General features: G+C 73.2%; 21 protein-coding genes and 2 pseudogenes. 13 read left to right on the top strand and 10 right to left on the bottom strand.

The features are described from left to right. The 5 genes and pseudogenes from ACIBW6_RS07925 to ACIBW6_RS07905 all read right to left on the bottom strand — a co-directional run bounded on the left by ACIBW6_RS07925 (position 1) and on the right by ACIBW6_RS07905 (position 7,570). Positions 1-960 (bottom strand): HpcH/HpaI aldolase/citrate lyase family protein, encoded by a 960-nt coding sequence (locus ACIBW6_RS07925; protein ID WP_399057869.1) that lies wholly within the window; start codon positions 958-960, stop codon positions 1-3. After that, positions 957-3,008 (bottom strand): annotated as a pseudogene (locus ACIBW6_RS07920) (protein meaA); the annotation flags it as partial. The gene ACIBW6_RS07925 and the pseudogene ACIBW6_RS07920, both read right to left, overlap by 4 nt. A 19-nt stretch (positions 3,009-3,027) precedes the next feature. Continuing rightward, the gene (gene ccrA / locus ACIBW6_RS07915) at positions 3,028-4,365 is read right to left on the bottom strand and encodes a crotonyl-CoA carboxylase/reductase (protein WP_399057867.1); all 1,338 of its coding nucleotides are present in this window, start codon (positions 4,363-4,365) and stop codon (positions 3,028-3,030) included. Positions 4,366-4,863: 498 nt separating this feature from the next. Further along, positions 4,864-5,694: a TetR family transcriptional regulator gene (locus tag ACIBW6_RS07910; protein ID WP_399057865.1), complete on the bottom strand. Its 831-nt coding sequence runs from the start codon at positions 5,692-5,694 to the stop codon at positions 4,864-4,866. Positions 5,695-5,779: 85 nt separating this feature from the next. Next, on the bottom strand, positions 5,780-7,570 hold the full coding sequence (locus ACIBW6_RS07905; RefSeq protein ID WP_399057863.1) for a 3-hydroxyacyl-CoA dehydrogenase family protein: 1,791 nt from the start codon (positions 7,568-7,570) through the stop codon (positions 5,780-5,782). Positions 7,571-7,928: 358 nt separating this feature from the next. Between ACIBW6_RS07905 and ACIBW6_RS07900 the strand changes: the two genes are divergently transcribed. After that, positions 7,929-8,501 carry an adenylosuccinate lyase gene (locus tag ACIBW6_RS07900; protein ID WP_399057861.1) on the top strand — a complete coding sequence of 191 codons (573 nt, stop codon included), beginning with the start codon at positions 7,929-7,931 and terminating at the stop codon, positions 8,499-8,501. A 16-nt stretch (positions 8,502-8,517) separates the two neighbouring features. Here ACIBW6_RS07900 and ACIBW6_RS07895 read toward each other — a convergent pair whose 3' ends face one another. The 3 genes from ACIBW6_RS07895 to ACIBW6_RS07885 all read right to left on the bottom strand — a co-directional run bounded on the left by ACIBW6_RS07895 (position 8,518) and on the right by ACIBW6_RS07885 (position 11,608). Continuing rightward, positions 8,518-8,796 (bottom strand): hypothetical protein, encoded by a 279-nt coding sequence (locus ACIBW6_RS07895; RefSeq protein ID WP_399057859.1) that lies wholly within the window; start codon positions 8,794-8,796, stop codon positions 8,518-8,520. A 37-nt stretch (positions 8,797-8,833) separates the two neighbouring features. Further along, positions 8,834-10,408, bottom strand: coding sequence for an alpha/beta hydrolase (locus ACIBW6_RS07890; protein WP_399057857.1), 1,575 nt, complete (start codon positions 10,406-10,408; stop codon positions 8,834-8,836). A gap of 138 nt (positions 10,409-10,546) precedes the next feature. Next, positions 10,547-11,608, bottom strand: a complete 1,062-nt coding sequence (locus ACIBW6_RS07885) for an Rv2578c family radical SAM protein (protein WP_399057855.1) — start codon at positions 11,606-11,608, stop codon at positions 10,547-10,549. Positions 11,609-11,751: 143 nt separating this feature from the next. On the opposite strand from ACIBW6_RS07885, the gene ACIBW6_RS07880 reads away from it, so the two are divergent. The 10 genes and pseudogenes from ACIBW6_RS07880 (at position 11,752) to ACIBW6_RS07835 (ending at position 22,205) form a co-directional block, all read left to right on the top strand. Next, a complete protein-coding gene (locus ACIBW6_RS07880; protein ID WP_399057853.1) occupies positions 11,752-12,195 on the top strand; it encodes an SRPBCC family protein in 444 nt (147 codons plus the stop codon). A gap of 231 nt (positions 12,196-12,426) precedes the next feature. After that, positions 12,427-14,862, top strand: coding sequence for an MFS transporter (locus ACIBW6_RS07875; RefSeq protein WP_399057851.1), 2,436 nt, complete (start codon positions 12,427-12,429; stop codon positions 14,860-14,862). Between the two features lie 153 nt (positions 14,863-15,015). After that, a pseudogene (locus tag ACIBW6_RS07870) lies at positions 15,016-15,381 on the top strand (alpha/beta hydrolase); the annotation flags it as partial. Between the two features lie 47 nt (positions 15,382-15,428). After that, positions 15,429-15,725, top strand: coding sequence for a hypothetical protein (locus ACIBW6_RS07865; RefSeq protein ID WP_399058822.1), 297 nt, complete (start codon positions 15,429-15,431; stop codon positions 15,723-15,725). 110 nt (positions 15,726-15,835) lie between these two features. Then, positions 15,836-16,669 carry a M55 family metallopeptidase gene (locus ACIBW6_RS07860; protein ID WP_399057849.1) on the top strand — a complete coding sequence of 278 codons (834 nt, stop codon included), beginning with the start codon at positions 15,836-15,838 and terminating at the stop codon, positions 16,667-16,669. Then, entirely contained in the window at positions 16,662-17,999 is a 1,338-nt protein-coding gene (locus ACIBW6_RS07855) for a M20/M25/M40 family metallo-hydrolase (RefSeq protein ID WP_399057848.1), read from the top strand. Before ACIBW6_RS07860 ends, ACIBW6_RS07855 begins: the two co-directional genes overlap by 8 nt. Before the next feature lie 89 nt (positions 18,000-18,088). Further along, the gene (locus tag ACIBW6_RS07850) at positions 18,089-20,095 is read left to right on the top strand and encodes a prolyl oligopeptidase family serine peptidase (protein ID WP_399057846.1); all 2,007 of its coding nucleotides are present in this window, start codon (positions 18,089-18,091) and stop codon (positions 20,093-20,095) included. After that, a complete protein-coding gene (locus ACIBW6_RS07845) occupies positions 20,092-21,012 on the top strand; it encodes an LD-carboxypeptidase (RefSeq protein WP_399057844.1) in 921 nt (306 codons plus the stop codon). The genes ACIBW6_RS07850 and ACIBW6_RS07845 overlap by 4 nt, the downstream gene beginning before the upstream one ends. 333 nt (positions 21,013-21,345) lie before the next feature. Next, positions 21,346-21,579 carry a DUF1049 domain-containing protein gene (locus ACIBW6_RS07840; protein WP_399057842.1) on the top strand — a complete coding sequence of 78 codons (234 nt, stop codon included), beginning with the start codon at positions 21,346-21,348 and terminating at the stop codon, positions 21,577-21,579. A gap of 44 nt (positions 21,580-21,623) precedes the next feature. Next, on the top strand, positions 21,624-22,205 hold the full coding sequence (locus ACIBW6_RS07835) for a GNAT family N-acetyltransferase (protein ID WP_399057840.1): 582 nt from the start codon (positions 21,624-21,626) through the stop codon (positions 22,203-22,205). Here the strand turns inward: ACIBW6_RS07835 and ACIBW6_RS07830 are convergent. Beyond that, positions 22,183-22,524: a DUF6204 family protein gene (locus ACIBW6_RS07830; RefSeq protein ID WP_399057838.1), complete on the bottom strand. Its 342-nt coding sequence runs from the start codon at positions 22,522-22,524 to the stop codon at positions 22,183-22,185. The genes ACIBW6_RS07835 and ACIBW6_RS07830 overlap by 23 nt on opposite strands. Before the next feature lie 80 nt (positions 22,525-22,604). Between ACIBW6_RS07830 and ACIBW6_RS07825 the strand changes: the two genes are divergently transcribed. Further along, on the top strand, positions 22,605-23,504 hold the full coding sequence (locus tag ACIBW6_RS07825) for an arginase family protein (protein WP_399057836.1): 900 nt from the start codon (positions 22,605-22,607) through the stop codon (positions 23,502-23,504). 86 nt (positions 23,505-23,590) lie between these two features. Continuing rightward, positions 23,591-25,579, top strand: a complete 1,989-nt coding sequence (locus ACIBW6_RS07820) for a DUF5107 domain-containing protein (RefSeq protein ID WP_399057834.1) — start codon at positions 23,591-23,593, stop codon at positions 25,577-25,579. A 33-nt stretch (positions 25,580-25,612) separates the two neighbouring features. On the opposite strand, the gene ACIBW6_RS07815 is transcribed toward ACIBW6_RS07820, so the two are convergent. Then, positions 25,613-26,920, bottom strand: a complete 1,308-nt coding sequence (locus ACIBW6_RS07815) for an amidohydrolase (RefSeq protein WP_399057832.1) — start codon at positions 26,918-26,920, stop codon at positions 25,613-25,615. Positions 26,921-26,979: the final 59 nt, after the last annotated feature.

Raw genomic sequence — 26,979 nt, 5'->3', positions numbered from 1 at the left:
CTACGCCTCCGGGGCCTCGAACTTGCTGGTGCGCTGCATGCCGGCGGCCCGGCCCTTGCCGGAGATGACCAGGGCCATCTTCCGGGAGGCCTCGTCGATCATCTCGTCGCCGAGCATCGCCGAGCCCTTCTTGCCGCCCGCCTCCGACGTGCAGTACTCGTACGCGTCCAGGATCAGCTCGGCGTGGTCGAAGTCCTCCTGGGACGGCGAGAAGACCTCGTTGGCCGCCTCGACCTGGCCGGGGTGCAGCACCCACTTGCCGTCGAAGCCGAGCGCCGCGGCGCGGCCCGCGACCTCGCGGAAGCCGTCCACGTTCTTGATCTGGAGGTAGGGGCCGTCGATCGCCTGGAGGTCGTTGGCGCGGGCCGCCATCAGGATCTTCATCAGGATGTAGTGGTAGGCGTCGGCGCCGTAGCCGGGCGGCTGCTCGCCGACGACCAGGGACTTCATGTTGATGGAGGCCATGAAGTCGGCCGGGCCGAAGATGATCGTCTCGGTGCGCGGGGAGGCCTCGGCGATGGCGTTGACGTTGTTCAGGCCCCGCGCGTTCTCGATCTGCGCCTCGATGCCGATCTTGCCGACCTCGAACCCCATCGTCTTCTCGATCTGCGTGAGCAGGAGGTCCAGGGAGACGACCTGGTCGGCGCTCTGCACCTTCGGCAGCATGATGCAGTCGAGGTTCTGGCCGGCGCCCTCGACGACGGTCACCACGTCGCGGTAGGTCCACTCGGTCGTCCAGTCGTTGACCCGCACGACGCGCGTCTTGCCCGTCCAGTCGCCCTCGTTGAGGAACTTCACGATGGTGTGCCGGGCCTCCGGCTTGGCGAGCGGCGCGCAGGCGTCCTCCAGGTCCAGGAAGACCTGGTCGGCGGCGAGGCCCTGGGCCTTCTCCAGGAAGCGCGGGTTCGAGCCCGGTACGGCCAGGCACGAGCGGCGCGGGCGGAGACGGTTCACAGTCATGCGGGGACCTCCAGAGGGTCGAGCTTGTTCGCTAGCCGGATCTCGTCGACGATACGGCCGATGATCTCCGTGATGCCGAAGTCCTTCGGGGTGAAGACGGCGGCGACACCGGCCCGCTTCAGCTCCTCGGCGTCGGCGTTCGGGATGATGCCGCCGACGATCACGGGCACGTCGGTGGCGCCCGCCTCGTGCAGCCTGCTGAGGACGTCCGGCACCAGCTCGGCGTGCGACCCGGACAGGATCGACAGGCCGACACAGTGCACGTCCTCGGCGAGCGCGGCGGACACGATCTGCTCCGGGGTGAGCCGGATGCCCTGGTAGACCACCTCGAACCCGGCGTCGCGGGCCCGCACGGCGATCTGCTCGGCGCCGTTGGAGTGCCCGTCCAGGCCCGGCTTGCCGACGAGCAGCCGCAGCTTGCCGCCGAGCTGCTCCCCGGTGCGGCGGACCTTCTCGCGGACCAGGGCGAGCGGCGTGCCCTCCTCGGCGGCCACTGCGACCGGCGCCGACGAGACCCCGGTCGGCGCCCGGAACTCGCCGAACACCTCGCGCAGCGCCTCGGACCACTCGCCGGTCGTCACCCCGGCGCGGGCGCACTCCAGCGTCGCCTCCATGAGGTTCTCGGTGCCGGCCGCGGCCTCCTTCAGGCGCGCGATCGCCTGCTGGGTGGTCGGGTAGTGGAACGGGTCGCCCATGCCCTGCCGGTCGCTCGACTCCTGGCGCGTGGTGCGCCACTCGCCGACGGCCCGCACGACCCGCGCCTCGACCTGCGGGTCGACCGTCATGATCGCGGCGTCCAGATCGGCGGTGAGCGGGTTCGGCTCGGTCGACTCGTAGATGTTGACGCCGACGATCTTCTCCTCGCCGCCCTCGATCCGCGCGCGGCGCTCCGCGTGCGAGGAGACCAGCTGGGACTTGAGGTAGCCCGACTCGACGGCGGCCATCGCGCCGCCCATCTCCTGGATCCGGTCGATCTCCGCGAGGGCCTCGGCGACCAGCGCGTCGACCTTCTTCTCGATGACGTGCGAGCCCGCGAAGATGTCCTCGTACTCCAGGAGGTCGCTCTCATGGGCGAGGACCTGCTGGATGCGGAGCGACCACTGCTGGTCCCAGGGGCGCGGCAGGCCCAGCGCCTCGTTCCACGCCGGGAGCTGGACGGCGCGGGCGCGCGCGTCCTTCGACAGGGTCACGGCCAGCATCTCAAGGACGATCCGCTGGACGTTGTTCTCCGGCTGCGCCTCGGTCAGGCCGAGCGAGTTGACCTGCACGCCGTACCGGAAGCGGCGCTGTTTCGCGTTCTCGATGCCGTACCGCTCGCGCGTGATCTGGTCCCAGATCCGCCCGAACGCCCGCATCTTGCACATCTCCTCGATGAAGCGGACTCCCGCGTTCACGAAGAAGGAGATGCGGGCCACGACGTCCCCGAACTTCTCGGCGGGGACCTGCCCTGAGTCGCGTACGGCATCGAGAACGGCGATGGCGGTGGACATCGCGTACGCGATCTCCTGGACCGGTGTGGCCCCCGCCTCCTGGAGGTGGTACGAGCAGATGTTGATCGGGTTCCACTTGGGGATGTGGGAGACCGTGTAGGCGATCATGTCGGTCGTCAGGCGGAGCGAGGGTCCCGGCGGGAAGACGTGCGTGCCCCGCGACAGGTACTCCTTGACGATGTCGTTCTGCGTCGTGCCCTGGAGCGCCGCGATGTCCAGGCCCTGCTCCTCGGCGACGACCTGGTAGAGCGCCAGCAGCCACATCGCGGTGGCGTTGATGGTCATCGAGGTGTTCATCTGCTCCAGGGGGATGTCCTGGAACAGGCGCCGCATGTCACCGAGGTGCGAGACCGGCACCCCGACCCGCCCGACCTCGCCGCGGGCGAGGACGTGGTCCGGGTCGTAGCCGGTCTGGGTCGGCAGGTCGAAGGCGACCGACAGACCCGTCTGGCCCTTGGCGAGGTTGCGCCGGTACAGCTCGTTGGACGCCTCGGCCGTGGAGTGACCGGCGTAGGTGCGCATCAACCACGGCCGGTCCTTCTGACGCTCAGTCATCTTGGGATGCTCCCCGGGGAGTTCAGACGTTGCGGAAGCGGTTGATGGCGTCGATGTGCTGGGCGCGCTTGTCGTGGTCGCGCACGCCCAGGCCCTCCTCGGGCGCGAGCGCGAGGACGCCGACCTTGCCCTGGTGGAGGTTGCGGTGGACGTCGTACGCGGCCTGGCCGGTGTCTTCGAGGGCGTACGTCCTCGAGAGCGTGGGGTGGATCTTGCCCTTGGCGATCAGGCGGTTGGCCTCCCACGCCTCGCGGTAGTTGGCGAAGTGCGAGCCGATGATCCGCTTCAGCGACATCCACAGGTAGCGGTTGTCGTATTCGTGCATGTAGCCCGAGGTGGAGGCGCACGTGGTGATCGTGCCGCCCTTGCGGGTGACGTAGACGGAGGCGCCGAAGGTCTCGCGGCCGGGGTGCTCGAAGACGATGTCGATGTCCTCGCCGCCGGTGAACTCGCGGATGCGCTTGCCGAACCGCTTCCACTCCTTCGGGTCCTGGGTGCGCTCGTCCTTCCAGAACCGGTAGCCCTCGGCGCTGCGGTCGATGATCGCCTCGGCGCCCATCTTCCGGCAGATCTCCGCCTTCTGCTCGCTGCTCACGACACAGATGGGGTTGGCGCCGCCGGCCAGCGCGAACTGGGTGGCGTAGGAGCCGAGGCCGCCGCTCGCGCCCCAGATCAGCACGTTGTCGCCCTGCTTCATGCCGGCGCCGTTGCGCGAGACGAGCTGGCGGTACGCGGTCGAGTTGACCAGGCCGGGCGCCGCCGCCTCCTCCCAGCTGAGGTGGTCCGGCTTGGGCATCAGCTGGTTGGACTTGACGAGGGCGATCTCCGCCAGGCCGCCGAAGTTCGTCTCGAAGCCCCAGATGCGCTGCTCGGGGTCGAGCATCGTGTCGTTGTGGCCGTCCGAGGACTCCAGCTCGACGGAGAGGCAGTGCGCGACGACCTCGTCGCCCGGGTGCCACGCGTTCACGCCCGGGCCGGTGCGCAGCACGACGCCCGCCAGGTCGGAGCCGATGACGTGGTACGGCAGGTCGTGCCGCTTGGTCAGCTCGCTGAGCCGGCCGTAGCGCTCCAGGAAGCTGAAGGTGGAGACCGGCTCGAAGATCGAGGTCCACACGGAGTTGTAGTTGACCGAGGAGGCCATCACGGCCACCAGGGCCTCGCCCGGGCCGAGTTCCGGGACCGGCACGTCGTCCAGGTGGATCGACTTGCGGGGGTCCTTCTCGCGGGTGTCGAGCCCGGCGAACATCTCCGCCTCGTCCTTGTGCACGGTGATCGCGCGGTAGGAGTCGGGCAGCGGCAGGGCGGCGAAGTCGGCGGACGTGGCGGTCTGCGACTGGATCGCGTCCAGGATTTCCTTCACGGTGGTGCCTCCGGCGGTGAGCGCTGAGGGGGGCGCTGAGTCGGGGTTTCAGATGGCTGCGGGGTGGGTGGGGCGTGCCGTCGGTTCGGCGGGGGCGGTGCGGTGGCAGCGCTTGGTGTGGCGCGGAAGGGTGCCTGTGACGCAGGCGTCCGGGCGCGCGGGCCACGGTCGGTCGCGGCTTGCGGGGACAGCCGGCGTACGGAGGATCTCTGTACGCCGGCCGCCCGGACTTCCTTCAACGTATGGCACACCGTGACAGCTGGCAAGGCACTCCGTGCCACTAATTTCGCTCAGGTGTCATCTTTCCGCTACACGTGAGCGATGATCGATCATCGGAGGTCAGAGCGGTGTCGACGGCACGGAACTGGATCGATGATCGATCAATGGGGGAGGGGCGGGCGCGATCCGGGGATGCGAAAGGCCCCTGACGTGGCACTGCGTGCCAGGTCAGGGGCCGGGGTCGGAGGGACGCCCCTCCAGGGGCCGTCCAGGGATGCTCTAGCGGTTCCTGAGCGCTTCCTCGATGGTGCGCATGACCTCCGGCAGCGGCGCGTCCGTGCGGGCCACCGCCACGAGCACCTCGCCGGAGTGGGCGACCTGGGCCGAGGGCGCGGCGGCCGGGGTGCGGCCCGCGCCGATGCCGCTGCCGAACGTGCGCCGCACGATCGCGAAGGCGCGGTCGAGCTGGGACTCCACGTCGCCCTGACCGCCCGCCCGCAGCCACCGGCGCAGCACGTGGTTGTGGGCGGTCACCACGGCCGAGGCGGCGACCTCGGCGAGCAGCGGGTCGTCGTTGCCGTCGTGGTGGGCCTGCTCGTCGAAGTGGCCCAGCAGGTAGCGGGTGAAGAGCCGCTCGTAGCGGGCGACCGAGGAGATCTCGCGCTCGCGCAGGGTGGGCACCTCGCGGGTCAGCCGGTAGCGCTCCACGGCGACCGTGGGCGACGCCGCGTACATCTTCATGACTTCCTTGATGCCGCGGCAGACCGTGTCGAGCGGGTGCTCGTGCGGCGGCGCGGCGTTCAGGACCGCCTCGGCGCGCACCAGGGTGTCGTCGTGGTCCGGGAAGATCGCCTCTTCCTTCGAACGGAAGTGGCGGAAGAAGGTGCGGCGGGCGACACCGGCCTGCGCGGCGATCTCGTCGACCGTCGTCGCCTCGTACCCTTTTGTGGCGAAGAGTTCCATCGCCGCGGCCGCCAGCTCGCGGCGCATCTTGAGCCGCTGGGCGGCCGCCCGGTTGCCGGCGGCGCTCTCCGGAGCGTCGGGCGTAGCGGAGGTACGGGAGGGCTTGGCGGCCTTATGAGCGGGCGTCATGCCCCGAACGTACTGCATGTACGTTCCCGCACGCTCCCCGGTGAGCGGGCCGCCCGGCACTCCGAGCAGCCCGCCCCAGTGCGGCCCGGCCCCCGCGTCCCGCTCAGCGCCGGGCATGTTCGCGGAAGCCACGGCCCGTCTTGCGGCCGAGGCAGCCCGCGGCCACCAGGTGTTCGAGCAGCGGCGCGGGGGCCAGGCCCGGGTCGCGGAACTCGCGGTGCAGCACCTTCTCGATGGCGAGGGAGACGTCCAGGCCGACCACGTCGAGCAGTTCGAACGGGCCCATCGGGTAGCCGCCGCCGAGCTTCATCGCGGCGTCGATGTCGTCGAGCGTGGCGTAGTGCTCCTGGACCATCTTGACCGCGTTGTTCAGGTACGGGAAGAGCAGGGCGTTCACGATGAAGCCCGCGCGGTCGCCGCAGTCCACCGGGTGCTTGCGGATGCGCAGGGTCAGGTCGCGGACGGTGGTGTGCACGTCGTGGGCGGTCAGCACGGTCCGCACCACCTCGACGAGCTTCATCGCCGGGGCCGGGTTGAAGAAGTGCATGCCGATCACGTCGCGCGGGCGCCCGGTGGCGCGGGCGAGCGCGACGACAGGCAGCGACGAGGTGGTGGTGGCGAGGATCGCGCCCGGCTTGCAGACCTTGTCGAACGCCGCGAACAGCTGCCGCTTGACCTCCAGGTCCTCGGCGACCGCCTCCAGGGCGAGATCGACGTCGGCGAAGGCGTCGTAGGAGCCGGCGGGGGTGATCCGCGCGAGGGCCTGCGCGGCCGTCTCGGCGGACATCCGCCCCTTGTCGACGGAGCGGGCGAGCGACGTGCCGATCCGGGCCCTGGCCTGCTCGGCCTTCTCCTCGGTGCGGGCGGCGAGGACGACGTCGAAGCCGGCCTTGGCGAAGACCTCGGCGATCCCGGAGGCCATCGTGCCGGAACCGGCGACGCCGACGGAGCGGACCGGGCGGCCGCCGCCCGCGCTGTCCCCGGCCGACGGCGTCAGGGCGTCGGCGACCACGACCGAGCTGCCCGGCTCCTCGTACGTGTAGAAGCCGCGGCCCGCCTTGCGTCCCGTCAGCCCCGCCTCGCTCAACTGCTTGAGGACGGGGGTGGGGGCGTGCAGCCGGTCGTGCGTCTGCGCGTACATCGCGTCGAGGACGGTCCGCGCGGTGTCGACGCCGATGAGGTCGAGCAGGGCCAGTGGGCCCATGGGCAGGCCGCAGCCCAGCCGCATCGCGGCGTCGATGTCCTCGCGGGAGGCGTACTTGGCCTCGTACATCGCGGCGGCCTGGTTGAGGTAGCCGAACAGCAGCCCGTCGGCGACGAATCCGGGCCGGTCGCCCACCGCGACCGGCTCCTTGCCGAGGTCGAGCGCGAGGTCGGTGACGGCGGAGACGGCGCCCGGCGCGGTCAGCACGCTGGAGACGACCTCGACCAGCTTCATCGCGGGCGCCGGGTTGAAGAAGTGCAGTCCGAGGACGCGCTCGGGCCGGGCGGAGTCGGCGGCCAGGCGCGTCACGGACAGGGCGTTGGTGCCGGTGGCCAGGATCGCGCCGGGCCGCACGATGCCGTCGAGGGCCCGGAAGATCTGCTGCTTGATCTCGTACGACTCGGGGGCGACCTCGATCACCAGGTCGGCGTCGGCCGCGGCCTGGAGATCGGTGAACGTGCGGAAACGGGCCAGCAGTTCGGCCCGCTCCTGCTCGGTGAGGTGCTCGCGGCGCACCGCACGCGCCGTCGAGGCCTGCAACGCCGTGGCCGCCTGCGCGGCGGCGGCCTCGCTGATGTCGATGCCGATGACCTCGCGCCCGGCGCGAGCCAGGACCTCGGCGATGCCGGTGCCCATGGTGCCGAGGCCGACGACGGCGACGGTGGAGATGCGGGACAGGGGAGCGTCCATCTGGGAACTCCAGAAGTGAGGGTGACGACGAGGGCGTACGCGCGAGCGCCACAGCGGCGCGGGGCGTGCGGCGTACGGAGAGTGAGAGGCGCGTGGCGTGCCCGGACGGGCACGTGCACGGGAAGACCGACCGGCCCTGTCCCAAAGCCAGGTCGTGCTGCTCGAACTTCGGTAGCGCGTACCGAACCGACTGCACTCCCGGACGGCTGCGTCACCAGGCCGTCGAGAGCGGTGCTGCGGGAAGTGTGCCCCGCTCACTTGAGATTAACCGGCGAGTAACGAGCGCGCCAGCCCCCGGAGTCGGCCAGTCTCTGTGATCTATGTCGCCGGGGACCCGGCGCGTCCTACCCTCGACGTCATGGACGAAGAGTCGCGAACGGTGACAGAGCGCATCCGGAAGGAATCCGGCGGCACGCCCGCCTTCGACCGGCTTGCCGCCACGACCGACCGGGACGAGCTCGCCGGTGTGCTCACCGCTCCGCGACAGCCGCTCTGGGCCCGGGAGTTCGCCGCCTACCGGCTCGGGGTCGCCGGTGACCGCCGCGCGTTCGAGTCGCTCGTCCTGCTCCTGAACCACCGCGACCCGGCCCGCTGCGCCGCGGCCGCGCAGGCACTGGCGATCCTGGGCGACCCGCGCACCGCGCGCGCCGCGGCGGCCCTGGCCACCAACGAACTGCGCGTGGCCTACGCCCTCTACCCCGTCCGCCTGCTCACCCAGCTCCGCGCCCCCGAGTCGGCCCCTGCCCTGATCACCACGCTCCGCCGCCGGCTGGCCCCGCACGACCCGTACCGCAGGGTGGCGCTCGCCTGCGTGGAGGGCCTCGGCAGCCTCGCGGACCCCCGCGCCCGCGAGGTCCTCACGGAGGCGAGCGCCCACCCCCGCCTGGCCATGGCAGCGGCGGCGGCCCTGGCCCGCCTGCCTCCGCGGTGAGCGCCCGGCCGCCCGCCTACGAGCTGAGCACCCGCACGTAGCGGAGCTCGGGCACCGTCGCCCCGCCGACCACCACCCCGGCACGCTCCGCGACGAACTCCGGGGAGCGGCCGAGCAACGCGTGGCGGCGGGCCGTGTCCTGGGTCATGTCCATCGCGTCGAGGTAGGGCTGCGGCATCAGGCCGGCGTACGCGAACTGCCAGCCCCGGACCCGGACTTCGGCCGCGGCGGCGCAGTCGGCCGCGGTCATCGGGCGGACGAGGGGGCGGGCCAGGGGGTGGGACGGTCGCGTCATGGGCCCATCCTTGCCCACCCCCGGTGATCCCCCGGGGTCAGCCCCGGGTGCCCAGCAGCCGGTGCAGGGCGGCGCCCTGACTCCATGCGCCCTTCGTCTTCAGGGGCTTGGGGTCCGCCGGCTTCTTGCAGACCGCGTCGGCCTCGCCGTCGCCCCGCGGCACCGTGCCGGAGGCGAGATAGGCGGCGAGGTGCTTGTCGAGACAGGCGTTGCCGCTCAGCGTGACACCGTGGTTGCCGCCGCCGTCCTCCACGACCAGGCTCGATCCGCGCAGCAGCCGGTGCATGGTGACGGCGCCCCGGTACGGCGTCGCCCCGTCCCGCGTCGCCTGGAAGAGGAGCACCGGCGGGAGAGCGGAGTTCGACACGTCCGGCGGCCGCAGCGACCGGGTCGGCCAGAACGCGCAGGGCGCGTTGTACCAGGCGTTGTTCCAGGTGGAGAAGGGCGCCTTCTCGTGCGTGCGCGCGTTGTCCTCCTGCCACTGCCTGCCGTCCCGGGGCCAGGCCGCGTCCCGGCACTGGACGGCGGAGTAGACGCTGTAGTTGTTGTCCGTGGTGGCGTCGGGCGCCGCGAAGTTCTCGTACGCCTCCACCAGCGGGTCCGGGTCCTTGTGCTTGACGTACGCCGCGAACGCGTCGGCGAGGTAGGGCCAGTAGCCGTTGAAATAGCCGCCCGGCAGGAACGTGTCCTCCAGCTCGGCGGCGCCCACCTTCTTGCCCGCGGGCTTCTTCGCGAGCGCGGCGCGCATCGCGGACCACGTCGACTCCAGCTTCGCCGGATCCTTGCCCAGCTTGTACGTCGCGTCGTACTTGGCGACCCAGGACAGGAAGGCCCGGTGCCGGTCGTTGAACGCCTCGTCCTGCGTGAGGTTGTCCTGGTACCAGACGCCCTCGGGGTCGACGACCGAGTCGAGGACGAGGCGCCGGACCCGCCCGGGGAAGTACTTCGCGTAGACCGCGCCCAAGTACGTGCCGTACGAGTAGCCGAAGTAGTTCAGTTTCCGCGCTCCGAGCGCCGCCCGGATCGCGTCCATGTCCCGCACGGTGCTGCCGGTGTCCATGAACGGCAGGACGTCCGCGTACTTCTTGCCGCACGCCTGCGCGAACGACGCCGCCCGCCGCACGTTGGCCCGCTCGATCGCGGCGGTCTCCGGCACGCTCGCCGGGCGCACCGGCTTGAAGTGACCGGGCACGCAGTCCAGCGCCGGCCGGCTCTTGCCGACGCCGCGCGGGTCGAACCCGACGACGTCGTACTGCGCGGCGACCTTCGCGGGCAGGCTCTGCGCCACGAAACCGGCGAGCGTGAGGCCGCTGCCACCCGGCCCGCCCGGGTTCACCAGCAGCGGCCCCTGGGACCTCTTCGCGGTGTGCGGGATGCGCGCCAGCGCGAGCGCGATCTGCCGCTTGCGCGGGTGGGCGTGGTCCAGCGGCACCCGCAGCGTCGCGCACTGCTGCGTCGGGTACTCCTTCGTGCCGCACTTTTTCCACGTCACGGCGGCGAGGCGCGGCTCGGGACCGGCCGCACCGCCGCCGGCCCCCGCGGCCGGGCCGACGGTGGAGGCGGCCAGCGCGGCGACACCGATACCGCACAGGGCGACTGCGCGTCTGTTCATGGGGCCTCTCAGGGCGGAGGGGACGGGACCGGCCGTCGGACGACGGCTCGTGCGGCATGTTCCCGCGCGCCCCGGCCCGCGGAATCCGTCTCGCCCGAAGTTGACCCGATCGCGGTCCGGACGCTCGCCCGAGTGCGCTCACATCAGGGTGAGCTGGGTCGGCGCGGACTCCTCGGGCGCCGCCGGCTCCGCCGGGCTCACGCGGCGCGGCAGCCCCGGCCGCGAGGGCCCGATCCCGTACTCCCCGGCCAGCTCGTGCACCTGCCGCGTCAGCCGCCGCTGGTACCACCGGGGGGCGTACGCGCCCTCCGCGTACAGCCGCTCGTACCGGCGCACCAGATACGGGTGGTGCTGCCCGAGCCAGGCCATGAACCACTCGCGCGCGCCCGGCCGCAGATGCAGCACGAGCGGTGTCACGGACGTCGCGCCCGCCCGGGCGATCTCCCGCACCGTCGCCCGCAGCTGCTCGGGCCGGTCGCCGAGGAACGGGATGACCGGCGCCATCAGCACCCCGCACCCGATGCCCGTGTCGGTGAGCGCCCGCACGACGTCGAGCCGCCGCTCGGGCGCGGGCGTGCCCGGCTCGACGGTGCGCCACAGCTCCTCGTCCACGAAGCCGACCGAGACCGAGATGCCGACGTCCGTCACCTCGGCGGCCTGGCGCAGCAGCGGCAGGTCGCGCAGGATCAGCGTGCCCTTGGTCAGGATGCTGAACGGATTGGCGTGGTCGCGCAGCGCCTCGATGATGCCGGGCATCAGCCGGTAGCGGCCCTCGGCCCGCTGGTAGCAGTCGACGTTCGTGCCCATCGCGATGTGCTCGCCGTGCCAGCGGCGCGAGGAGAGGTGGCGGCGCAGCAGCTCCGGCGCGTTCACCTTCACCACGATCTGGCTGTCGAAGCCGAGCCCGGTGTCCAGGTCCAGATAGCGGTGCGTGTTGCGGGCGAAGCAGTAGACACAGGCGTGCGTGCAGCCCCGGTAGGGATTGACCGTCCATTCGAACGGCATCCGGGACGCGCCGGGCACCCGGTTCACGATCGACCGGGCCCGGATCTCGTGGAACGTCACGCCGCGGAACTCGGGGGTGTCCACGGTGCGGCTGACGACCGCCCCGGCGCCGAACAGCGCGGCGTCCGGCGCCCGGCCGTGGTCGGTCCGGTCCCCGGTGAGGTCCTCCGTGAGGTTGAGGTTCTCCCAGCGCATGACGCCTCCTCGGTAGCACTGCCCCCACAATAGAACACATGTTCCCTTGATCGTGCGGCCCGGACCGGGACCCCGATTTTGGCGGCCGAGCGGGGGGTGGTTGGCTTGGCGGGCCCACAGGAACCAAGTGCTGGAGGAAAGCCATGGCGCAGGTCGAGGCCACCACGGAACGTGTCGTCGCCGCGAAGCCGGACGACGTCTTCGACGCCCTCGCCGACTACAACGGCACGCGTCAGAAGGTGCTGACCGAGCACTTCAGCGAGTACGAGGTCCGCGAGGGCGGCGACGGCGAGGGCACCCTCGTCCACTGGAAGCTCCAGGCGACCAGCAAGCGCATCCGGGACTGCCTGCTCGACGTGAGCGAGCCCACCGACGGCGAACTCGTCGAGAAGGACCGCAACTCCTCGATGGTCACGACCTGGCGCGTGACCCCCGCGGGGGAGGACCGCTCGCGCGTCACCGTCACGAGCGTCTGGAACGGGGCGGGCGGTATCGGCGGGTTCTTCGAGAAGACCTTCGCGCCCAAGGGCCTCGGGCGCATCTACGACGGCGTGCTCGCCAACCTCGCCGCCGAAGTGGAGAAGTGACGCGCGGCCCCGCCGTGACAGGGGGCTCCCGTCCTGCCCCGCCCCGGAGCGAACACCGATCTGCCGCTCACCGTTTCGAGTGGTTTTCATTCCGCCTCCGTTGTACGCCGTAGGGCTCCTACCGGCGCATTCGTCGTCCGCGCCCCTCTGACGTGCGCCCCGTCGCGCTTGCCCCCCGTTGTCGCGTAATGCGAGAAATGGGCGGCGCAAGGGCGACGAGGGGAGCAGTACGTGGGCACGACGACGCTGGTGACCGAACCCGTGCGGGAGCGGGAGGCGGTCGCGCGGTCGGCTCCGGACACCGCTCCGGTACCGCAAGCGGCACAACCGGGCGGCACGGAACAGCAGTTGCCCGGCGAGGCGCTCAGCCCGCGCCGCGTCCGGATGGTCTTCGTCGGTCTGATGCTCGCGCTGCTGCTCGCCGCGCTGGAGCAGATGATCGTCGCCACCGCGCTCCCGAAGATCGTCGGTGAGCTGCACGGCCTCGACAAGATGTCCTGGGCGATCACCGCCTACCTGCTGACCTCCACCATCGGCCTGCCGATCTACGGCAAGCTCGGCGACCTCTTCGGCCGCAAGGGCATCTTCCAGTTCGCGATCGTGGTCTTCGTCATCGGCTCCGCCCTCGCCGGGCGGGCCCAGAGCATGGACCAGCTCATCGTGTTCCGCGCCGTCCAGGGCGTCGGCGCCGGCGGCCTCATGATCGGCGTGCAGGCCATCATCGGCGACATCGTGCCGCCCCGCGAACGCGGCCGCTACATGGGCCTGATCGGCGCCGCGTTCGGCCTCGCCTCCGTCGCGGGGCCGCTGCTCGGCGGCTACTTCACCGACCACCTCTCCTGGCGCTGGTGCTTCTACTTCAACGTCCCGTTCGGCCTGCTCACCCTCGCCGTCACGGCCGTCGTCCTGAAGCTCCCCAAGCCCACCAAGAAGCCGCGACTCGACGTACCGGGCGCCCTGTTGCTCGCCTCCGCCTCCACCTGCCTGGTGCTGCTGACCAGTTGGGGCGGGACGGAGTACGCGTGGGGCGACCGCGTCATCCTCGGCCTCGGCGCCGGGGCCGTGGTCTCGGCGGCGCTCTTCGTGGTCGCCGAGCGGTTCGCCGCCGAACCGCTGATCCCGCTGCGGCTGTTCCGCGACTCCGTCTTCAACCTCAGCGGGTTCGTCGGCATGGTCGTCGGCGTCGCGCTGTTCGGCGCGGCCAGCTACCTGCCGACCTTCCTGCAGATGGTCGACGGCGCCTCCGCCACCGAGTCCGGGCTCCTCATGCTCCCCATGATGGGCGGCGTCGTCGGCGCCTCGATCATCTCCGGCCAGCTCATCAGCCGCACCGGCCGCTACAAGCTCTACCCGATCCTCGGCGGCGCCCTCTCCACCGTCGGCATGTACCTGCTGTCCCGCCTGGAGGTCGACACCCCGCGCCTGGAGTACAGCGTCTACATGGCGGTCCTCGGCGCCGGCATCGGACTGATCATGCCGGTGCTCGTGCTCGCCGTGCAGAACTCCGTGCGCCCCGGCGACCTCGGCACGGCCACCAGCGCCAACAACTACTTCCGGCAGATCGGCGGCAGCGTCGGCGCCGCCGTCTTCGGCACGCTCTTCGCGAACCGGCTCACCGACGCCCTCGCCGACCGGCTGCCCGCCACGGCCGCGGGACCGGGCGCGGGACCCGGCGCCGAGTCCATCACCCCGCAGCTCGTGCACGCGATGCCCGAGGCGCTGCGCGCGCCCTACATCCAGGCGTACGCGGACGCGATGCCCCGCATCTTCCTCTACTTGGTGCCGGTCCTCGTCCTGGGCCTGCTCTTCGCCTTCTTCATCAAGGAGACTCCTCTGTTGTCCAGCACCGTCCCCGCGGAGCAGCCCGTCACCCCCGCCGTGCCCGCCCAGGAGCGCCTCCCGTACGCCGCCGGAGTCCCGGTCTGCGGCACGGTGCAGCACTCCGACGGCACCGCCGTACCCCGCGCCGCGCTCACCCTCATCGACGTCGGCGGCACCCAGATCGGCCGCGGCGCCAGCGGCGACGACGGCCGGTACGCGCTCTCCACGCCCGGCGCCGGCAGCTACGTCCTGATCGCGGCGGCCGGCGGCCACCAGCCGCAGGCCGTGACGGTCACGGTGGGGGAGCGCCCGGTCGACCTCGACGTGGTGCTCGGCGGCGCGGGGCGCCTCGCGGGCTCGGTCCTCACCGCCGACGGCACCCCGGTGCGGGACGCGATCGTCACGCTGACCAACGTGCACGGCGAGGTCGTCTCGGCCACCCGCAGCGGGCGGGAGGGCGGTTACGTCATCACGGAGCTGGTGGCCGGCGAGTACACGCTCGCGGCCAGCGCGCCCGCGTTCCGCCCGGCGGCCCTGCCGGTGACGGTGATGGCCGCCCGCGAGACCCGCCAGGACGTGGAGCTGGCCGGCGGCGCGGTGCTGCGCGGCACCGTGCGGGCCGGGGGCGGGCGCCCCGTCGAGGAGGCGCGGGTCACGCTCCTGGACGCCGCGGGCAACGTGGTGGACACGCTGACGACGGGGCCGGACGGCACGTTCCGCTTCGTCGACCTGTCGTCCGGCGAGTACACCGTGATCGCGGCGGGCTACCCGCCGGTGGCGACGGTCCTCCAGGTCGCCGGCGGCGGCCGCACGGAGCGGGACCTGCAACTGGGCCACGAGGACTGACCGCCTGACGGCAGCGCCGGACGCAAGTTGGCTCAGGCCCCCTCCGGTTGGGGCGGCCCCGACTGCTCCGTCTTCGCGCTGCCCGACGCGCCCGGACAGCCGTGGGCGCGCCCCGCGCGTGGGGCGGCCCGCGGAACCGTCGAGCGGCACGCCGTGCACAGCCCCGCCCTCGGCGCCACCCGCGACGTCTGGGTCTACCTGCCGCCCGGCCACGGCCACCGGGAGCCGCCCGTGGTCGTCCTCGGCGACGGCGACATGTGGCTGGACGGCATGGGCCTCCAGGACTCCCTGGACACGCTGATCGCCGACGGCGCGCTGCCGCCCCTGATCGTCCTCGCCCCCGACTCCGTCGACGGTCCTACCCGGCTGGCGCGAGATGAGCGCCCGCGACTCCTGCGTCGCCTTCCTCGCCGACGACGTCCTGCCGTGGGCCGCGGGCCGCTCACCACCGACCCGCGCCGCACCGTCGTCGCCGGGCAGAGCCTCGGCGGCCTCACCGCCCTGTACGCGGGGCTGGTGCGGGCCGAACGGTTCGGCAACGTGCTCGCCCAGTCGCCGTCCCTGTGGTGGCACCCGGAGCTGTCCCCGGGCGGCGTGCCCAGACGCCCGTCGTCGGCGTGCCCTGGCTGGTCCAGCGGTACGCGCGCGACGCGCCGCACGACCTCACCGTGCACCTCGACGTCGGAGTGCACGAAGGACCCATGGCCGGCTACAGCCGCGCGCTGTACGACGCCCTGCGCCCGGCAGGCCGGCGCATCACCCTCGACGGGTTCAACGGCGGCCACGACTACGCCTGTTGGCCCGGGGCACTGCTCGACGCACTGGTGCGCATGCCGGCCGCCCGGCCGCCCGCACCGCGCTGACGAGCGGGAACGCGCCCGCCCGGGTCCGGCACCGACCGGCATTGGTCTACACAACTGAGAGTTATCCACAGGTCTGGTGAGGGGCGCCCGCCGCCGCGTACGGTGCGGACATGAAGATCCTCATCAGCGCCGACATGGAGGGCGCGACCGGTGTGACCTGGCCCGCGGACGTCCTCCCCGGCACGCCGCAGTGGGAGCGCTGCCGCGCGATGTTCACCTCGGACGTGAACGCGGCGGCGCTCGGCTTCTTCGACGGCGGCGCCGACGAGGTGCTCGTCAACGAGGCGCACTGGACGATGCGCAACCTCCTCCTGGAGCGCCTCGACGACCGCGTCCAGATGCTCACCGGCCGGCACAAGTCGCTCTCCATGGTGGAGGGCGTCCAGCACGGCGACGTCGACGGCATCGCCTTCGTCGGCTACCACGCGGGCGCCGGCATGGAGGGCGTCCTCGCCCACACCTACCTGGCCAACCAGATCACCGGCGTCTGGGTGAACGAGGCCCGGGCGAGCGAGGGCCTGCTCAACGCCCGCGTGGTGGCCGAGTACGGCGTCCCCGTCGTCCTCGTCACCGGCGACGACCACGCCTGCGACGACGCCCTCGGCTACGCCCCCGAGGCCCGCAAGGTCGCCGTCAAGGACCACGTGTCCCGGTACGCGGCGGTCTGCCGCACCCCCGCGCGCACGGCCGCCGACATCAGGGCCGCCGCCCGGGACGCCGCCTCGCTCGCCGTGCGGTACGAGCCGGTGGCGACCGGCCCGTACACGGTGGAGGTCGAGTTCGACGCCGAGCACCTCGCCATGGCGGCGACCGTCGTGCCCGGGGTCGAGCGGACCGGCGAGCGTAGGATCGCGTACACGCACGAGACCATGTACGAAGGCATCCGCACCTTCAAGGCGGTCACCACGATCGCCTCGGCCGCGGTGGAGGAGCAGTATGGCTGAGCAGCACCTTCCGACCGTCGACGAGCAGGCGCTCGACGAAGTCGTCACCTTCACCTCCGAGCTGATCCGGATCGACACGACCAACCGCGGCGGCGGCGACTGCAAGGAGCGCCCCGCCGCCGAGTACGCGGCGGCCCTGCTCTCCGAGGCGGGCCTGGAGCCGACGATCCTGGAGCGCACCCCCGGCCGGGGCAACGTGGTGGCGCGCATCCCCGGCACCGACCCCACCGCCGACGCCCTGCTGGTCCACGGCCACCTGGACGTCGTGCCGGCCGAGGCCGCCGACTGGAGCGTGCACCCCTTCTCCGGCGAGGTCCGCGACGGCGTCGTCTGGGGCCGCGGCGCCGTCGACATGAAGAACATGGACGCGATGATCCTCGCGACCGTCCGGCAGTGGGCCCGCGTCGGGTTCCGGCCGCGGCGCGACATCGTCCTCGCCTTCACCGCCGACGAGGAGGCGAGCGCCGAGGACGGCGCCGGGTTCCTCGCCGACCGGCACGCCGACCTCTTCGAGGGGTGCACCGAGGGCATCAGCGAGTCCGGCGCGTACACCTTCCACGACGGCGCGGGCAAGCAGATCTACCCGATCGGCGCGGGCGAGCGCGGCACCGGCTGGCTCAAGCTCACCGCGCACGGCAAGGCGGGCCACGGCTCCAAGGTCAACCCGAGGAACGCGGTGACGCGGCTCGCCGCCGCGGTGCAGCGCATCGGCGAGCACAGCTGGCCGATCCGCCTCACGCCCACCGTGCGCGCGGCCCTGGCGGAACTCGCGGCCCTGTACGGCATCGACACCGACGTGCACGCGGCCGACCTCGACGTCGACGCGCTGCTCACCCGGCTCGGACCGGCGGCCGCCCTCGTCGAGGCGACCGTGCGCAACAGCGCCAACCCGACGATGCTGTCCGCCGGTTACAAGGTCAACGTGATCCCCGGGGAGGCCACCGCGCACGTCGACGGCCGCTTCCTGCCGGGCGCCGAGGACGAGTTCCGCGCCGCGCTCGACGCGCTGAGCGGACCGGACGTCGACTGGGAGTTCGTCCACCGCGAGGTCGCGCTCCAGGCGCCGGTCGACTCGCCCACCTTCGCCAAGATGCGGGCGGCCGTCGAGCGGTTCGCCCCCGAGGGGCACACGATCCCCTTCTGCATGTCGGGCGGCACGGACGCCAAGCAGTTCTCCCGCCTCGGCGTCACCGGGTACGGCTTCGCCCCGCTCAAGCTCCCCGAGGGCTTCGACTACCAGGCGCTGTTCCACGGGGTCGACGAGCGGGTGCCGGTGGAGGCGCTCCACTTCGGGGTGCGCGTACTCGATCGGTTCTTGCGCTCGGCATAGGCCCGGCCCCTACATCGGCGACGTACTAGGAAAACGGAGAGGACGCGAAGAATATGGAGGGCCTGAGGTAAATGGGGGGCGGGGACGACATGGTGCAGACGCTGGGCTACGGCTCCTGGCCGTCGCCGATCGACGCCGCGCTGGCCGCGGCGCACGACGGCAGACCGGAGTACGCGGGGTTCGTGGGTGACGAACCCTGGTGGACCGAGCCGCGGCCCGCGGAGGCGGGCCGCCGCGCCCTGGTGCGGCGCCTGCCCGACGGCACGGAGCACTCCGTACTGCCCGCGCCGTGGAACGTGCGCAGCCGCGTCATCGAGTACGGCGGCCGCCCCTGGGCCGGCGCCGAGCGCCCCGAGGGCCCGCTGCTGGTCTTCGTGAACTTCGCCGACCAGCGGCTGTACGCGTACGAGCCCGACGCGCCCGGCGCCGCGCCGCGCCCGCTCACCCCGCTCTGCGCCGTCGGCGACGGCCTGCGCTGGGCCGACCCGCAGCTCCACCTGGACCGCGGCGAACTGTGGTGCGTCCTGGAGGAGTTCACCGGGGACGGGCCGACCGACGTGCGGCGCGTGGTCGCGGCCGTCCCGCTCGACGGCTCGGCGGCCGACGACCGGGGCGCGGTGCGCGAACTCACCGACGACCGCCACCGGTTCGTCACCGGCGCCCGGCTCTCCCCGGACGGCCGGCGGGCCGCCTGGCTCGCCTGGGACCACCCGCGCATGCCCTGGGACGGTACCGAGCTGCTGGTGGCGGACGTCCTCGCGGACGGCACGTTCGGCCCCGCGCGAGGCGTGGCCGGCGGCCCCGAGGAGTCCGTCTGCCAGGTCGAGTGGGCCCCCGACGGGGCGCTGCTGTACGCGGGCGACGCCACCGGCTGGTGGAACCTGTACCGGCTGGACGCGCCGCGCGCGAGCGGTGCGGAGTTCGGCCCCGCCCGGCCGCTGTGCCCCCGTGAGGAGGAGTTCGGCGGGCCGCTGTGGAAGATCGGCCTGAGCTGGTTCAAGCCGCTGGAGGCGGGCCTGATCGCCGTCGTGCACGGCGTCGGCGCCACCGCGCTCGGCGTGCTCGACCCGGAGACCGGCGAGGTCGTCGACACCGCCGGGCCCTGGACCGAGTGGTCCTCCTCCCTCGCCGTGCACGGCACCCGCGTCGTCGGCGTCGCCGCGAGCCCGCGCACCGCGGCCGAGGTCGTCGAGCTCGACACCTGCACCGGACGCACCCGGGTGATCGGCGCCGCGCACCGCGACCCCGTCGACCCGGCGTACTACCCCGAGCCGCAGATCCGCACCTTCGAGGGGCCCGACGGCCGCTCCGTGCACGCCCACATCTACCCGCCGCACAGCCCCACGCACGTCGCGCCCGGCGAGGAGCTGCCGCCCTTCGTCGTATGGGCCCACGGCGGCCCGACGGGTCACTCACCGCTCGTCCTCGACCTGGAGATCGCCTACTTCACCTCCCGCGGCATCGGCGTCGCCGAGGTCAACTACGGCGGCTCGACGGGGTACGGGAGGGAGTACCGCAACCGGCTGCGCGAGCAGTGGGGCGTCGTCGACGTGGAGGACTGCGCGGCGGTCGCCCTCGCCCTCGCCGCCGAGGGCACCGCCGACCGGGACCGGCTCGCCATCCGCGGCGGCAGCGCCGGCGGCTGGACCAGCGCGGCCTCCCTGACCAGCACGGACATCTACGCCTGCGGCACCGTCATCTACCCCATCCTCGACCTCACCGCCTGGGGCAGCGGGGAGACCCACGACTTCGAATCGCAGTACCTGGAGACGCTGGTGGGGCCGCTCGCCGAGGTGCCCGCGCGGTACGTCGAGCGCTCCCCGGTCGAGCACGCCGACCGGCTCACCGTGCCCTTCCTGCTCCTCCAGGGGCTGGACGACGTGATCTGCCCGCCCGCCCAGTGCGAGCGGTTCCTCGCGCGGGTGGAGAGCCAGGGCCGGCGCGTCCCGCACGCGTACATCGCCTTCGAGGGCGAGGGCCACGGCTTCCGCAGGGCGGACACCATGGTCCGCGCCCTGGAGGCCGAACTCTCCCTGTACGCCCAGGTGTTCGGCCTGCACCCGACCGGCCTGCCCACCCTGGAGCTCACCAAGTGACGTCCCTGGTCCGGCCGGCGCGGCTGACCCCCGGCGCCCGGGTCGCCGTCGTCGCGCCGAGCGGGCCGGTGCCCGAGGACCGGCTCCAGGCCGGGCTCGACCTGCTGCGCGGCTGGGACCTGGACCCCGTCGTCGCCCCGCACGTCCTGGACGTGCACGGCGACTTCGACTACCTCGCGGGCACCGACGCGGACCGCGCCGCCGATCTGGAGCGCGCCTGGTGCGACCCCGCGATCGACGCCGTGCTGTGCGCCCGGGGCGGGTACGGCGCCCAGCGCATGGTCGACCTGCTCGACTGGACGGCGATGCGGGCCGCGCGGCCCAAGGCGTTCGTCGGGTACAGCGACATCACCGCGCTGCACGAGGCGTTCGCCGTCCGCCTCGGCGTCAGCACCCTGCACGGGCCGATGGTCGCCGCGGCGGACTTCCTCAAGCACGCGCGGGCCCAGGACCATCTGCGGGCCACGCTGTTCGCGCCCGAGACCGTGCGGGTGATCTCCGCGGTGCCCGGGGCCGGGGTGCTCGTGCCCGGGGTCGCGCGCGGCACCACCCTCGGCGGCTGCCTCTCGCTGCTCGCCGCCGATCTCGGGACGCCGTACGCGCGGGCCTCCGCGCGCGGGGGGCTGCTCTGTCTGGAGGACGTGGGGGAGGAGACGTACCGCCTCGACCGGTACCTGACGCAGTTGCTGCGGGCCGGGTGGTTCGAGGGGGTGGCGGGGATCCTGCTCGGGTCCTGGGCCGAGTGTGAGCCGGTGCGGGCGCTTGTGGTCGACCGGTTGGGTGGGCTCGGGGTGCCCGTGGTGGAGGAATTCGGGTTCGGGCACGGGGACGGGGCGCTGACACTGCCGCTCGGGGTGGGGGCCCGTCTGGACACGGCCGCCCTGACCCTGACCCTGGACGCCCCACCCCTACGCTGACCCGCCCGGCGCGGGCCCGGTGGGGGCTGGTCGCGCAGTTCCCCGCGCCCCTGAGATGCGCACGGCGTGCGCTCTCATCGGCGGCGCAGGAACGCGCCCCTGAGGCTGCGGCGAAGCCGCATGCCTTCAGGGGCGCGGGGAACTGCGCGACCAGCCCCCACCGGAGCCGCGGCCGAACGGGGGCGACACAGGCAGCGTGCGGCTGCCCCTCGCCGGACCGGAGCGGCCGCGTCACCCGTACGGCCCCCGGCCGCTGCGCGGACGCCGCCTTCCCGCCCATGCTGGGCGGGGAGGCGGCCACGGCCGCCGCAGGCACGACGGAAGGGCCCACCGATGAGTCCCAAGGACAGCGCGGACTCCGCGAAGTCCGGCGCGTTCACGCCGGCCAGGATCGCGGTCCTGGTCCTGGCCGTGCTCGCCCTGGTCTTCATCTTCGAGAACACCCGGCGCGTGAAGATCAGGCTCCTGGTGCCCGAGGTCACCATGCCGCTGTGGGCGGCGCTCGCCGCGGTCGCCGTCATCGGCGCCATCTGCGGCGGCTACTTCGTGGCGAGACGCCGTAAGTGAGGGCGGCCCGCGGCCGGCCCCCGCGGCCCGCATAGGGTGGCCCGATGGCCGCCCACCTTCCCGGACCCCTCGCCGCAGGAGCCCGCGTCGTCCTGCGCCCGCTCACCCTCGCGGACGCCGACGAGTTCACCGCGCGGGCCCGCGAGAGCCAGGACCTGCACCACCCCTGGCTCTTCCCGCCGCTGCGCCCGGACACCTTCGCCACCTACGCGGCGAACCTCATCGAGGACCCCGCGAAGCGCGGCCTCCTGGTGTGCGAGCGGGCGAGTGGCGCCCTCGCCGGATTCGTCAACATCAACAACATCGTCCAGGGCGCCTTCCGCTGCGGGGCCCTCGGCTACGGCGCCTTCGCGCACGCCGCAGGCCGCGGCCTGATGACCGAGGCGCTCGGCCTCGTCGTCCGGCACGCCTTCGGGCCGCTCGGCCTGCACCGCCTGGAGATCAACGTGCAGCCCGGCAACACCGCTTCGCTCGCTCTCGCCCGCCGCGCCGGGTTCCGCCGGGAGGGCTTCTCCCCGGACTTCCTCTTCGTCGACGGCGCCTGGCGCGACCACGAACGCTGGGCACTCACCACCGAGATGGCCGCGGACCCGGCGGCGGCGCCTACCGCCCCGGCTTCCGGTTGATCTTCATGGTGTCCATGTCGGTCACCGTCGAGCGCAGCTCGCCGTGGCCGAGCCCCTGCTCCCGCAGGTACGCCTCGGCGCGCTCCTCGGCGAGCGCGGCCGCCATCTCGTCCCCGTCACCCGGGTCGGACTCGACGACGTAGCGCATCGAGAAGTGCTTGAGCGTGCGGTCGTACGCGAGGGAGCCCTCCGGGGCGAACCGCATCCCCGCGATGCCCTCGTGCTCGGCGACCTCGGCGAGCAGCCGCTCGCGCACGGCGTCGGTGAGGCCCTCGAAGGTGGCGCGGACGATGACGCGGTAGGTGTGGCTCTCGGCCATGGTGCGTGGTGCTCCTCGGATCGCGGCGGCGCCGCCCGGACGGTTGAAAGAGCCACCCTACGTCGGTGAGGATGCCTGGCATGCGCAATATCGTCGCCGTGGACGCCCCGTCCAACCTGGGCCTGCGCCCGCCCGCGCCCGGCACCGTGCCCGGTGTCTACAAACTCGCCGGCGCGCTGCGGGAGCACGGCATCGTGCGCAGGCTCGGCGCCTTCGAGGGCGGGGTCGTCGTCCCGCCGCGCTACGACCGGGGCGACTGGCGGGAGGGGGACGGGGTGTTCAACGCCGCCGCTCTCGCCGCGTACACCGTGAAGCTGGCCGACCGCATCGAGCGGCACGTGCGGGCCGGGGAGTTCCCGCTCGTGCTCGGCGGGGACTGCTCGATCCAGCTCGGCGCGGCCCTCGCGCTGCGCCGCATCGGCCGCTTCGGCCTCGCGGCGGTCGACGCCTCGGCCGACTTCCGCCACCCCGGGAACTCCGCGGCCGTCGGCGCGGCCGGCGGCGAGGAGCTGGCCCTCGGCACCGGCCGCGGCCAGGACGACCTCACCGACATCGAGGGGCTGCGGCCCTACCTGCGCGACGAGGACGTCCGGCTCTTCGGCGGGCGCGACGCCTACGCCGACGATCGCGCCGAACTCGCCGCCCTGAAGATCCCGAACGTGAGCGTCGGCGAGCTGCGCACCTGGGGCGTCGACGAGGTCGTCCGCGGCTCCGTGCGCAGCTTCGAGGTCCCGGTGCTCGACGGGTTCTGGGTGCATCTCGACGCCGACGTCCTCGACCCGGCCGTGATGCCGGCCGTCGACAGCCCCGACCCGGACGGCCTGCTGCCCGACGAACTGCTCGCCCTGCTGCGGCCGTTGCTCGCCTCGCCGCGCTGCGTCGGGATGAACGTCACCATTTACGACCCCGATCTCGACCCCGACGGCACCGCCGGCGCCCTGCTCACCGACCTCGTCGTGGCCGCCTTTGCGCAATCCTGACCACGGCGGCCCCTGGTCAGCTCGCCGCCGACCCTGTTCGATGGTCATCGGGGGCGGGCCGCGCCCCCTGGCATCGGGAGGCAGTCATGACGGTCGTACGGCGTGCGGTACTGACCCTGCCGGGCGTGGCGCTGGGTCCGTCGAACCCGCTGCCCCCGCTGCGGCCCCTGGACGCGGTGCACGAGATCGACGAGCGCGCGGCGGCCCGGCTGCCGCGCGACATGGCCCGCCAGCTCGGCTTCATGCCCCTGCGCAGCGTCCTTCCTGAGCTGCTGCGCGACGGGTACGGGCGGGACCGGGCGCCGGTCGACCTCGACACGATCGTGATCGAGAACGACCGGCTGCGGGCGACGGTGCTGCCCGGACTCGGCGGCCGCGTCGCGTCCCTGTTCCACAAGCCGACGGGACGCGAACTCCTCTACCGCAACCCGGTGTTCCAGCCCGCCGCCTTCGCCCTGAACGGGGCCTGGTTCTCCGGCGGCATCGAGTGGAACATCGGCGCCACCGGCCACTCCACCCTCTCCTGCGCGCCGCTGCACGCCGCCCGCGTCACCGCGCCCGACGGCACGCAGATGCTGCGCCTGTGGGAGTGGGAGCGCCTGCGCGACCTGCCGTTCCAGGTCGACCTGTGGCTGCCCGACGGCTCCGACTTCCTCTACGTGGGCGCCCGCGTCCGCAACCCGCACGAGAAGCCCGCCCCGGTCTACTGGTGGTCGAACATCGCGGTGCCCGAGGAGCGCCGTGTCCTCGCGCCCGCCGACGAGGCCTGGCACTACGGCTACGAGCGGGCCCTGCGCCGCGTCCCCGTGCCCGCCTTCGACGGAGCCGACCGCACCTCCCCGCTGAACAGCGAGTTCTCCGCCGACTACTTCTACGAGATCGAGGACGGGCGGCGCCGCTGGATAGCCGCCCTCGACGCCGACGGGCAGGGGCTCGTCCAGACCTCGACCGACCTGCTGCGCGGCCGCAAGCTCTTCGTGTGGGGCAGCGGGCCGGGCGGGCGGCGCTGGCAGGAGTGGCTGACCGAGCCCGGCACCGGCGGCTACGCGGAGATCCAGGCGGGCCTCGCCCGCACCCAGCTGGAGCACGTACGCCTGGAGGCGCAGGGCGAGCTGAGCTGGCTGGAGGCGTACGGGCCGCTGACGGCGGACGCCGGGACGGTCCACTCCGCGGGGGAGTGGGGCGCGGCCGTCGGCGAGGTCGAGGGACGGCTGGAGCGGGCGCTGCCGCGCGCCGACGTCGAGGCGGCGTACGAGGCGTGGCTGCCGCACGCCGACACCGAGCCGGGGCAGCGGCTCGCCGTGGGCTCCGGGTGGGGCGCGCTGGAACTGCTGCGGGCCGGGCTGAAGCTGCCCGGTACGCCGTTCGACGAGTCGACGCTCGGCGAGGCGCAGGCGCCGTGGCGGGAGCTGCTGGAGTCCGGCGCCTTCCCCGAGCCGCGCCGGGTCGGCGTGCCGGGACCCGGCCCGACCGCCCCGGCCTGGCGGGACATGCTGGAGACGGCGCCGGCCCGCCCGCTCACCGAGTACCACCTGGGCGTCGCGCAGTGGCACGCGGGAGACCGGGCGCAGGCGGTGCGCAGCTGGGAGCGCGGGCTCGAACTCGCCGTCTCCGACTGGCCGTTCCTGCGCTGCCTGGCGGTGGCCGACGCGACCGAGGGACACGTGGAGCGGGCCGCGGACCGGCACCTAGCCGCCTTCGACGACCTGTGCGCGGAGCGCCGGGACGACGGTGAGCGGTGGACGGCCGCGACGGCCGCGCTGGGCCGCGAGGCGATCGAGGCGCTGCTCATGGTGGAGCGGGCCGCCGACGCCCGCGGCGTCTGGGAGCGGCTCCCCGCGGCCACGCGGGCGCGGGGCAGGTTCCGGCTCCTGGAGGTCCACCTGCTGCTGGCGGAGGGCGAGGCGGCGGCGGCGCGCGATGTGATGGAGGCCGGGTTCGAGGTGGCGGATCTCCAGGAGGGGGCGGAGATCCTGGGCGAGATCTGGGCGCGGGTGGCACCGGGCGAGCCGCTGCCCGCCCTCTACGACTTCCGCCGCCGGCCCCCCGCCGCGGACCCCGCCGCGACCGGCTGAGGGGCCGGAGGCCGGGCGCGGGGCCCCGCGCCGTCAGACGAGCTCGCCCGCGCGGGCCACGACCCGTCCGGCGTGGACGACCATGTCGCGCTGCGGCCGGTCGACCACCACCTGCGGCACGCACTCGCCGCGGACGAGGACGAAGTCGGCCGGCGAACCGGGCGTCAGGTCGGCCCGGGGCAGCCCCAGCACGTCGGCGGAGCCGTGCGCGCCCACCGTGTAGCAGGCGGTCAGCTCGTCGTCGAGGCGCACGTCGGTGATCCAGCCGAGCAGGTGCGCGCGGTGCAGCATGTCCGCGTCGCCGAACGGGCTCCACGCGTCGCGCACCCCGTCCGAACCGAGCCCGACCCGCACCCCGTGCCGGGTCAGTTCGGCGACCGGCAGGACCAGTGACTCGTTCGGCGCGACCGTCGTCAGGGCGATGTCGAGCTCCGCCAGGTCCTGCGCCGTGTCGGCGAGTTCGGACGGCGAAAGGAACGGCAGGCAGAAGACGTGACTGATTGTCACCTTGCCGCGCAGCGACAGCGCCCGGGTGCGTTCGACGATGCCGCGCAGCACCTTCGTCCCCTTCGCGTCACGGTCGTGCAGATGGATGTCGAGGCCGACGCCGTACCGGTCGGCGAGGCCGAAGACCAGGTCGAGCTGCTCGTCCGGCGCGTGGTCGAAGCTGATCGGGTCGATGCCGCCGATCAGGTCGACGAGGCCGTCGCGGGCCGCGGCCTCCAGCAGGTCGGCCGTGCCGGGCGCGCGGACCACACCGTGCTGCGGGAAGGCCACGATCTGCACGTCCAGCGCGTCCGCGAGCCGCTTGCGCGCCTCGGCGACCCCCTCGACACCGGCGAGCCCGTAGGCCGGCGCCACGTCCGCGTGCGCGCGCATCGCCCGGGTGCCGCGGGTCACGGCGTGCGCCATCAGGCCGTACGCGCGTTCGCCGACGGGCCGCTGCTGCGTGCGGAACAGCTCGACGTCCTGCGCGCAGTACTCGGCGATGCCGCTCGCCGGCGCGCGCGACACCCAGTCGCCGCCCCAGCTGGTCTTGTCGGGGTGGATGTGCGCGTCCACGAGCGCGGGCAGGGCGAGCCGTCCGCCGCCGTCGACGATCTTCGCGCCCCGCGGAGCGGGCCGGTCGCTGATCCTGCCGTCGACGACGGTGAGGTCCACGGCGTCCCGCGAACCCAGGGGACGGACGTCGCGGAAGACCACGGCCCTCTCGGGCCGGTGCCCGCGGGGCCCGGCCGCCGGGGCGGCCTCGGCGGTGGCCGCCGCCGTCGGGGAGAGCGCCGCGCCGAGTGAGGCGGCACCCGCGAGGACACCGCGCCGGGACAGGGGAGGAGGAGTCATGACCGAAGCTCCTTGCGGTTCGGGGGAGTTCCTGCGAGGGACGGAGGAAGGGCGGCGGG

The sequence above is a fragment of the Streptomyces sp. NPDC049813 genome (assembly GCF_044465085.1).
Classification (GTDB): Bacteria; Actinomycetota; Actinomycetes; order Streptomycetales; family Streptomycetaceae; genus Streptomyces.
This window is presented reverse-complemented; position numbering and strand designations above follow the sequence as displayed.

Excerpts from the sequence above, each read along its gene's own strand:
- ACIBW6_RS07880 (WP_399057853.1), top strand. The coding sequence starts at position 11,752 with ATGGCGCAGGTCGAGGCCACCACGGAACGTGTCGTCGCCGCGAAGCCG.
- ACIBW6_RS07820 (WP_399057834.1), top strand. The coding sequence starts at position 23,591 with ATGACGGTCGTACGGCGTGCGGTACTGACCCTGCCGGGCGTGGCGCTG.
- ACIBW6_RS07890 (WP_399057857.1), bottom strand. The coding sequence starts at position 10,408 with ATGAACAGACGCGCAGTCGCCCTGTGCGGTATCGGTGTCGCCGCGCTG.
- ACIBW6_RS07925 (WP_399057869.1), bottom strand. The coding sequence starts at position 960 with ATGACTGTGAACCGTCTCCGCCCGCGCCGCTCGTGCCTGGCCGTACCG.
- ACIBW6_RS07835 (WP_399057840.1), top strand. The coding sequence starts at position 21,624 with ATGGCCGCCCACCTTCCCGGACCCCTCGCCGCAGGAGCCCGCGTCGTC.
- ACIBW6_RS07815 (WP_399057832.1), bottom strand. The coding sequence starts at position 26,920 with ATGACTCCTCCTCCCCTGTCCCGGCGCGGTGTCCTCGCGGGTGCCGCC.
- ACIBW6_RS07830 (WP_399057838.1), bottom strand. The coding sequence starts at position 22,524 with ATGGCCGAGAGCCACACCTACCGCGTCATCGTCCGCGCCACCTTCGAG.
- ACIBW6_RS07825 (WP_399057836.1), top strand. The coding sequence starts at position 22,605 with ATGCGCAATATCGTCGCCGTGGACGCCCCGTCCAACCTGGGCCTGCGC.
- ACIBW6_RS07860 (WP_399057849.1), top strand. The coding sequence starts at position 15,836 with ATGAAGATCCTCATCAGCGCCGACATGGAGGGCGCGACCGGTGTGACC.
- ACIBW6_RS07855 (WP_399057848.1), top strand. The coding sequence starts at position 16,662 with ATGGCTGAGCAGCACCTTCCGACCGTCGACGAGCAGGCGCTCGACGAA.
- ACIBW6_RS07905 (WP_399057863.1), bottom strand. The coding sequence starts at position 7,570 with ATGGACGCTCCCCTGTCCCGCATCTCCACCGTCGCCGTCGTCGGCCTC.
- ACIBW6_RS07840 (WP_399057842.1), top strand. The coding sequence starts at position 21,346 with ATGAGTCCCAAGGACAGCGCGGACTCCGCGAAGTCCGGCGCGTTCACG.
- ACIBW6_RS07895 (WP_399057859.1), bottom strand. The coding sequence starts at position 8,796 with ATGACGCGACCGTCCCACCCCCTGGCCCGCCCCCTCGTCCGCCCGATG.
- ACIBW6_RS07910 (WP_399057865.1), bottom strand. The coding sequence starts at position 5,694 with ATGCAGTACGTTCGGGGCATGACGCCCGCTCATAAGGCCGCCAAGCCC.
- ACIBW6_RS07850 (WP_399057846.1), top strand. The coding sequence starts at position 18,089 with ATGGTGCAGACGCTGGGCTACGGCTCCTGGCCGTCGCCGATCGACGCC.
- ACIBW6_RS07885 (WP_399057855.1), bottom strand. The coding sequence starts at position 11,608 with ATGCGCTGGGAGAACCTCAACCTCACGGAGGACCTCACCGGGGACCGG.
- ACIBW6_RS07900 (WP_399057861.1), top strand. The coding sequence starts at position 7,929 with ATGGACGAAGAGTCGCGAACGGTGACAGAGCGCATCCGGAAGGAATCC.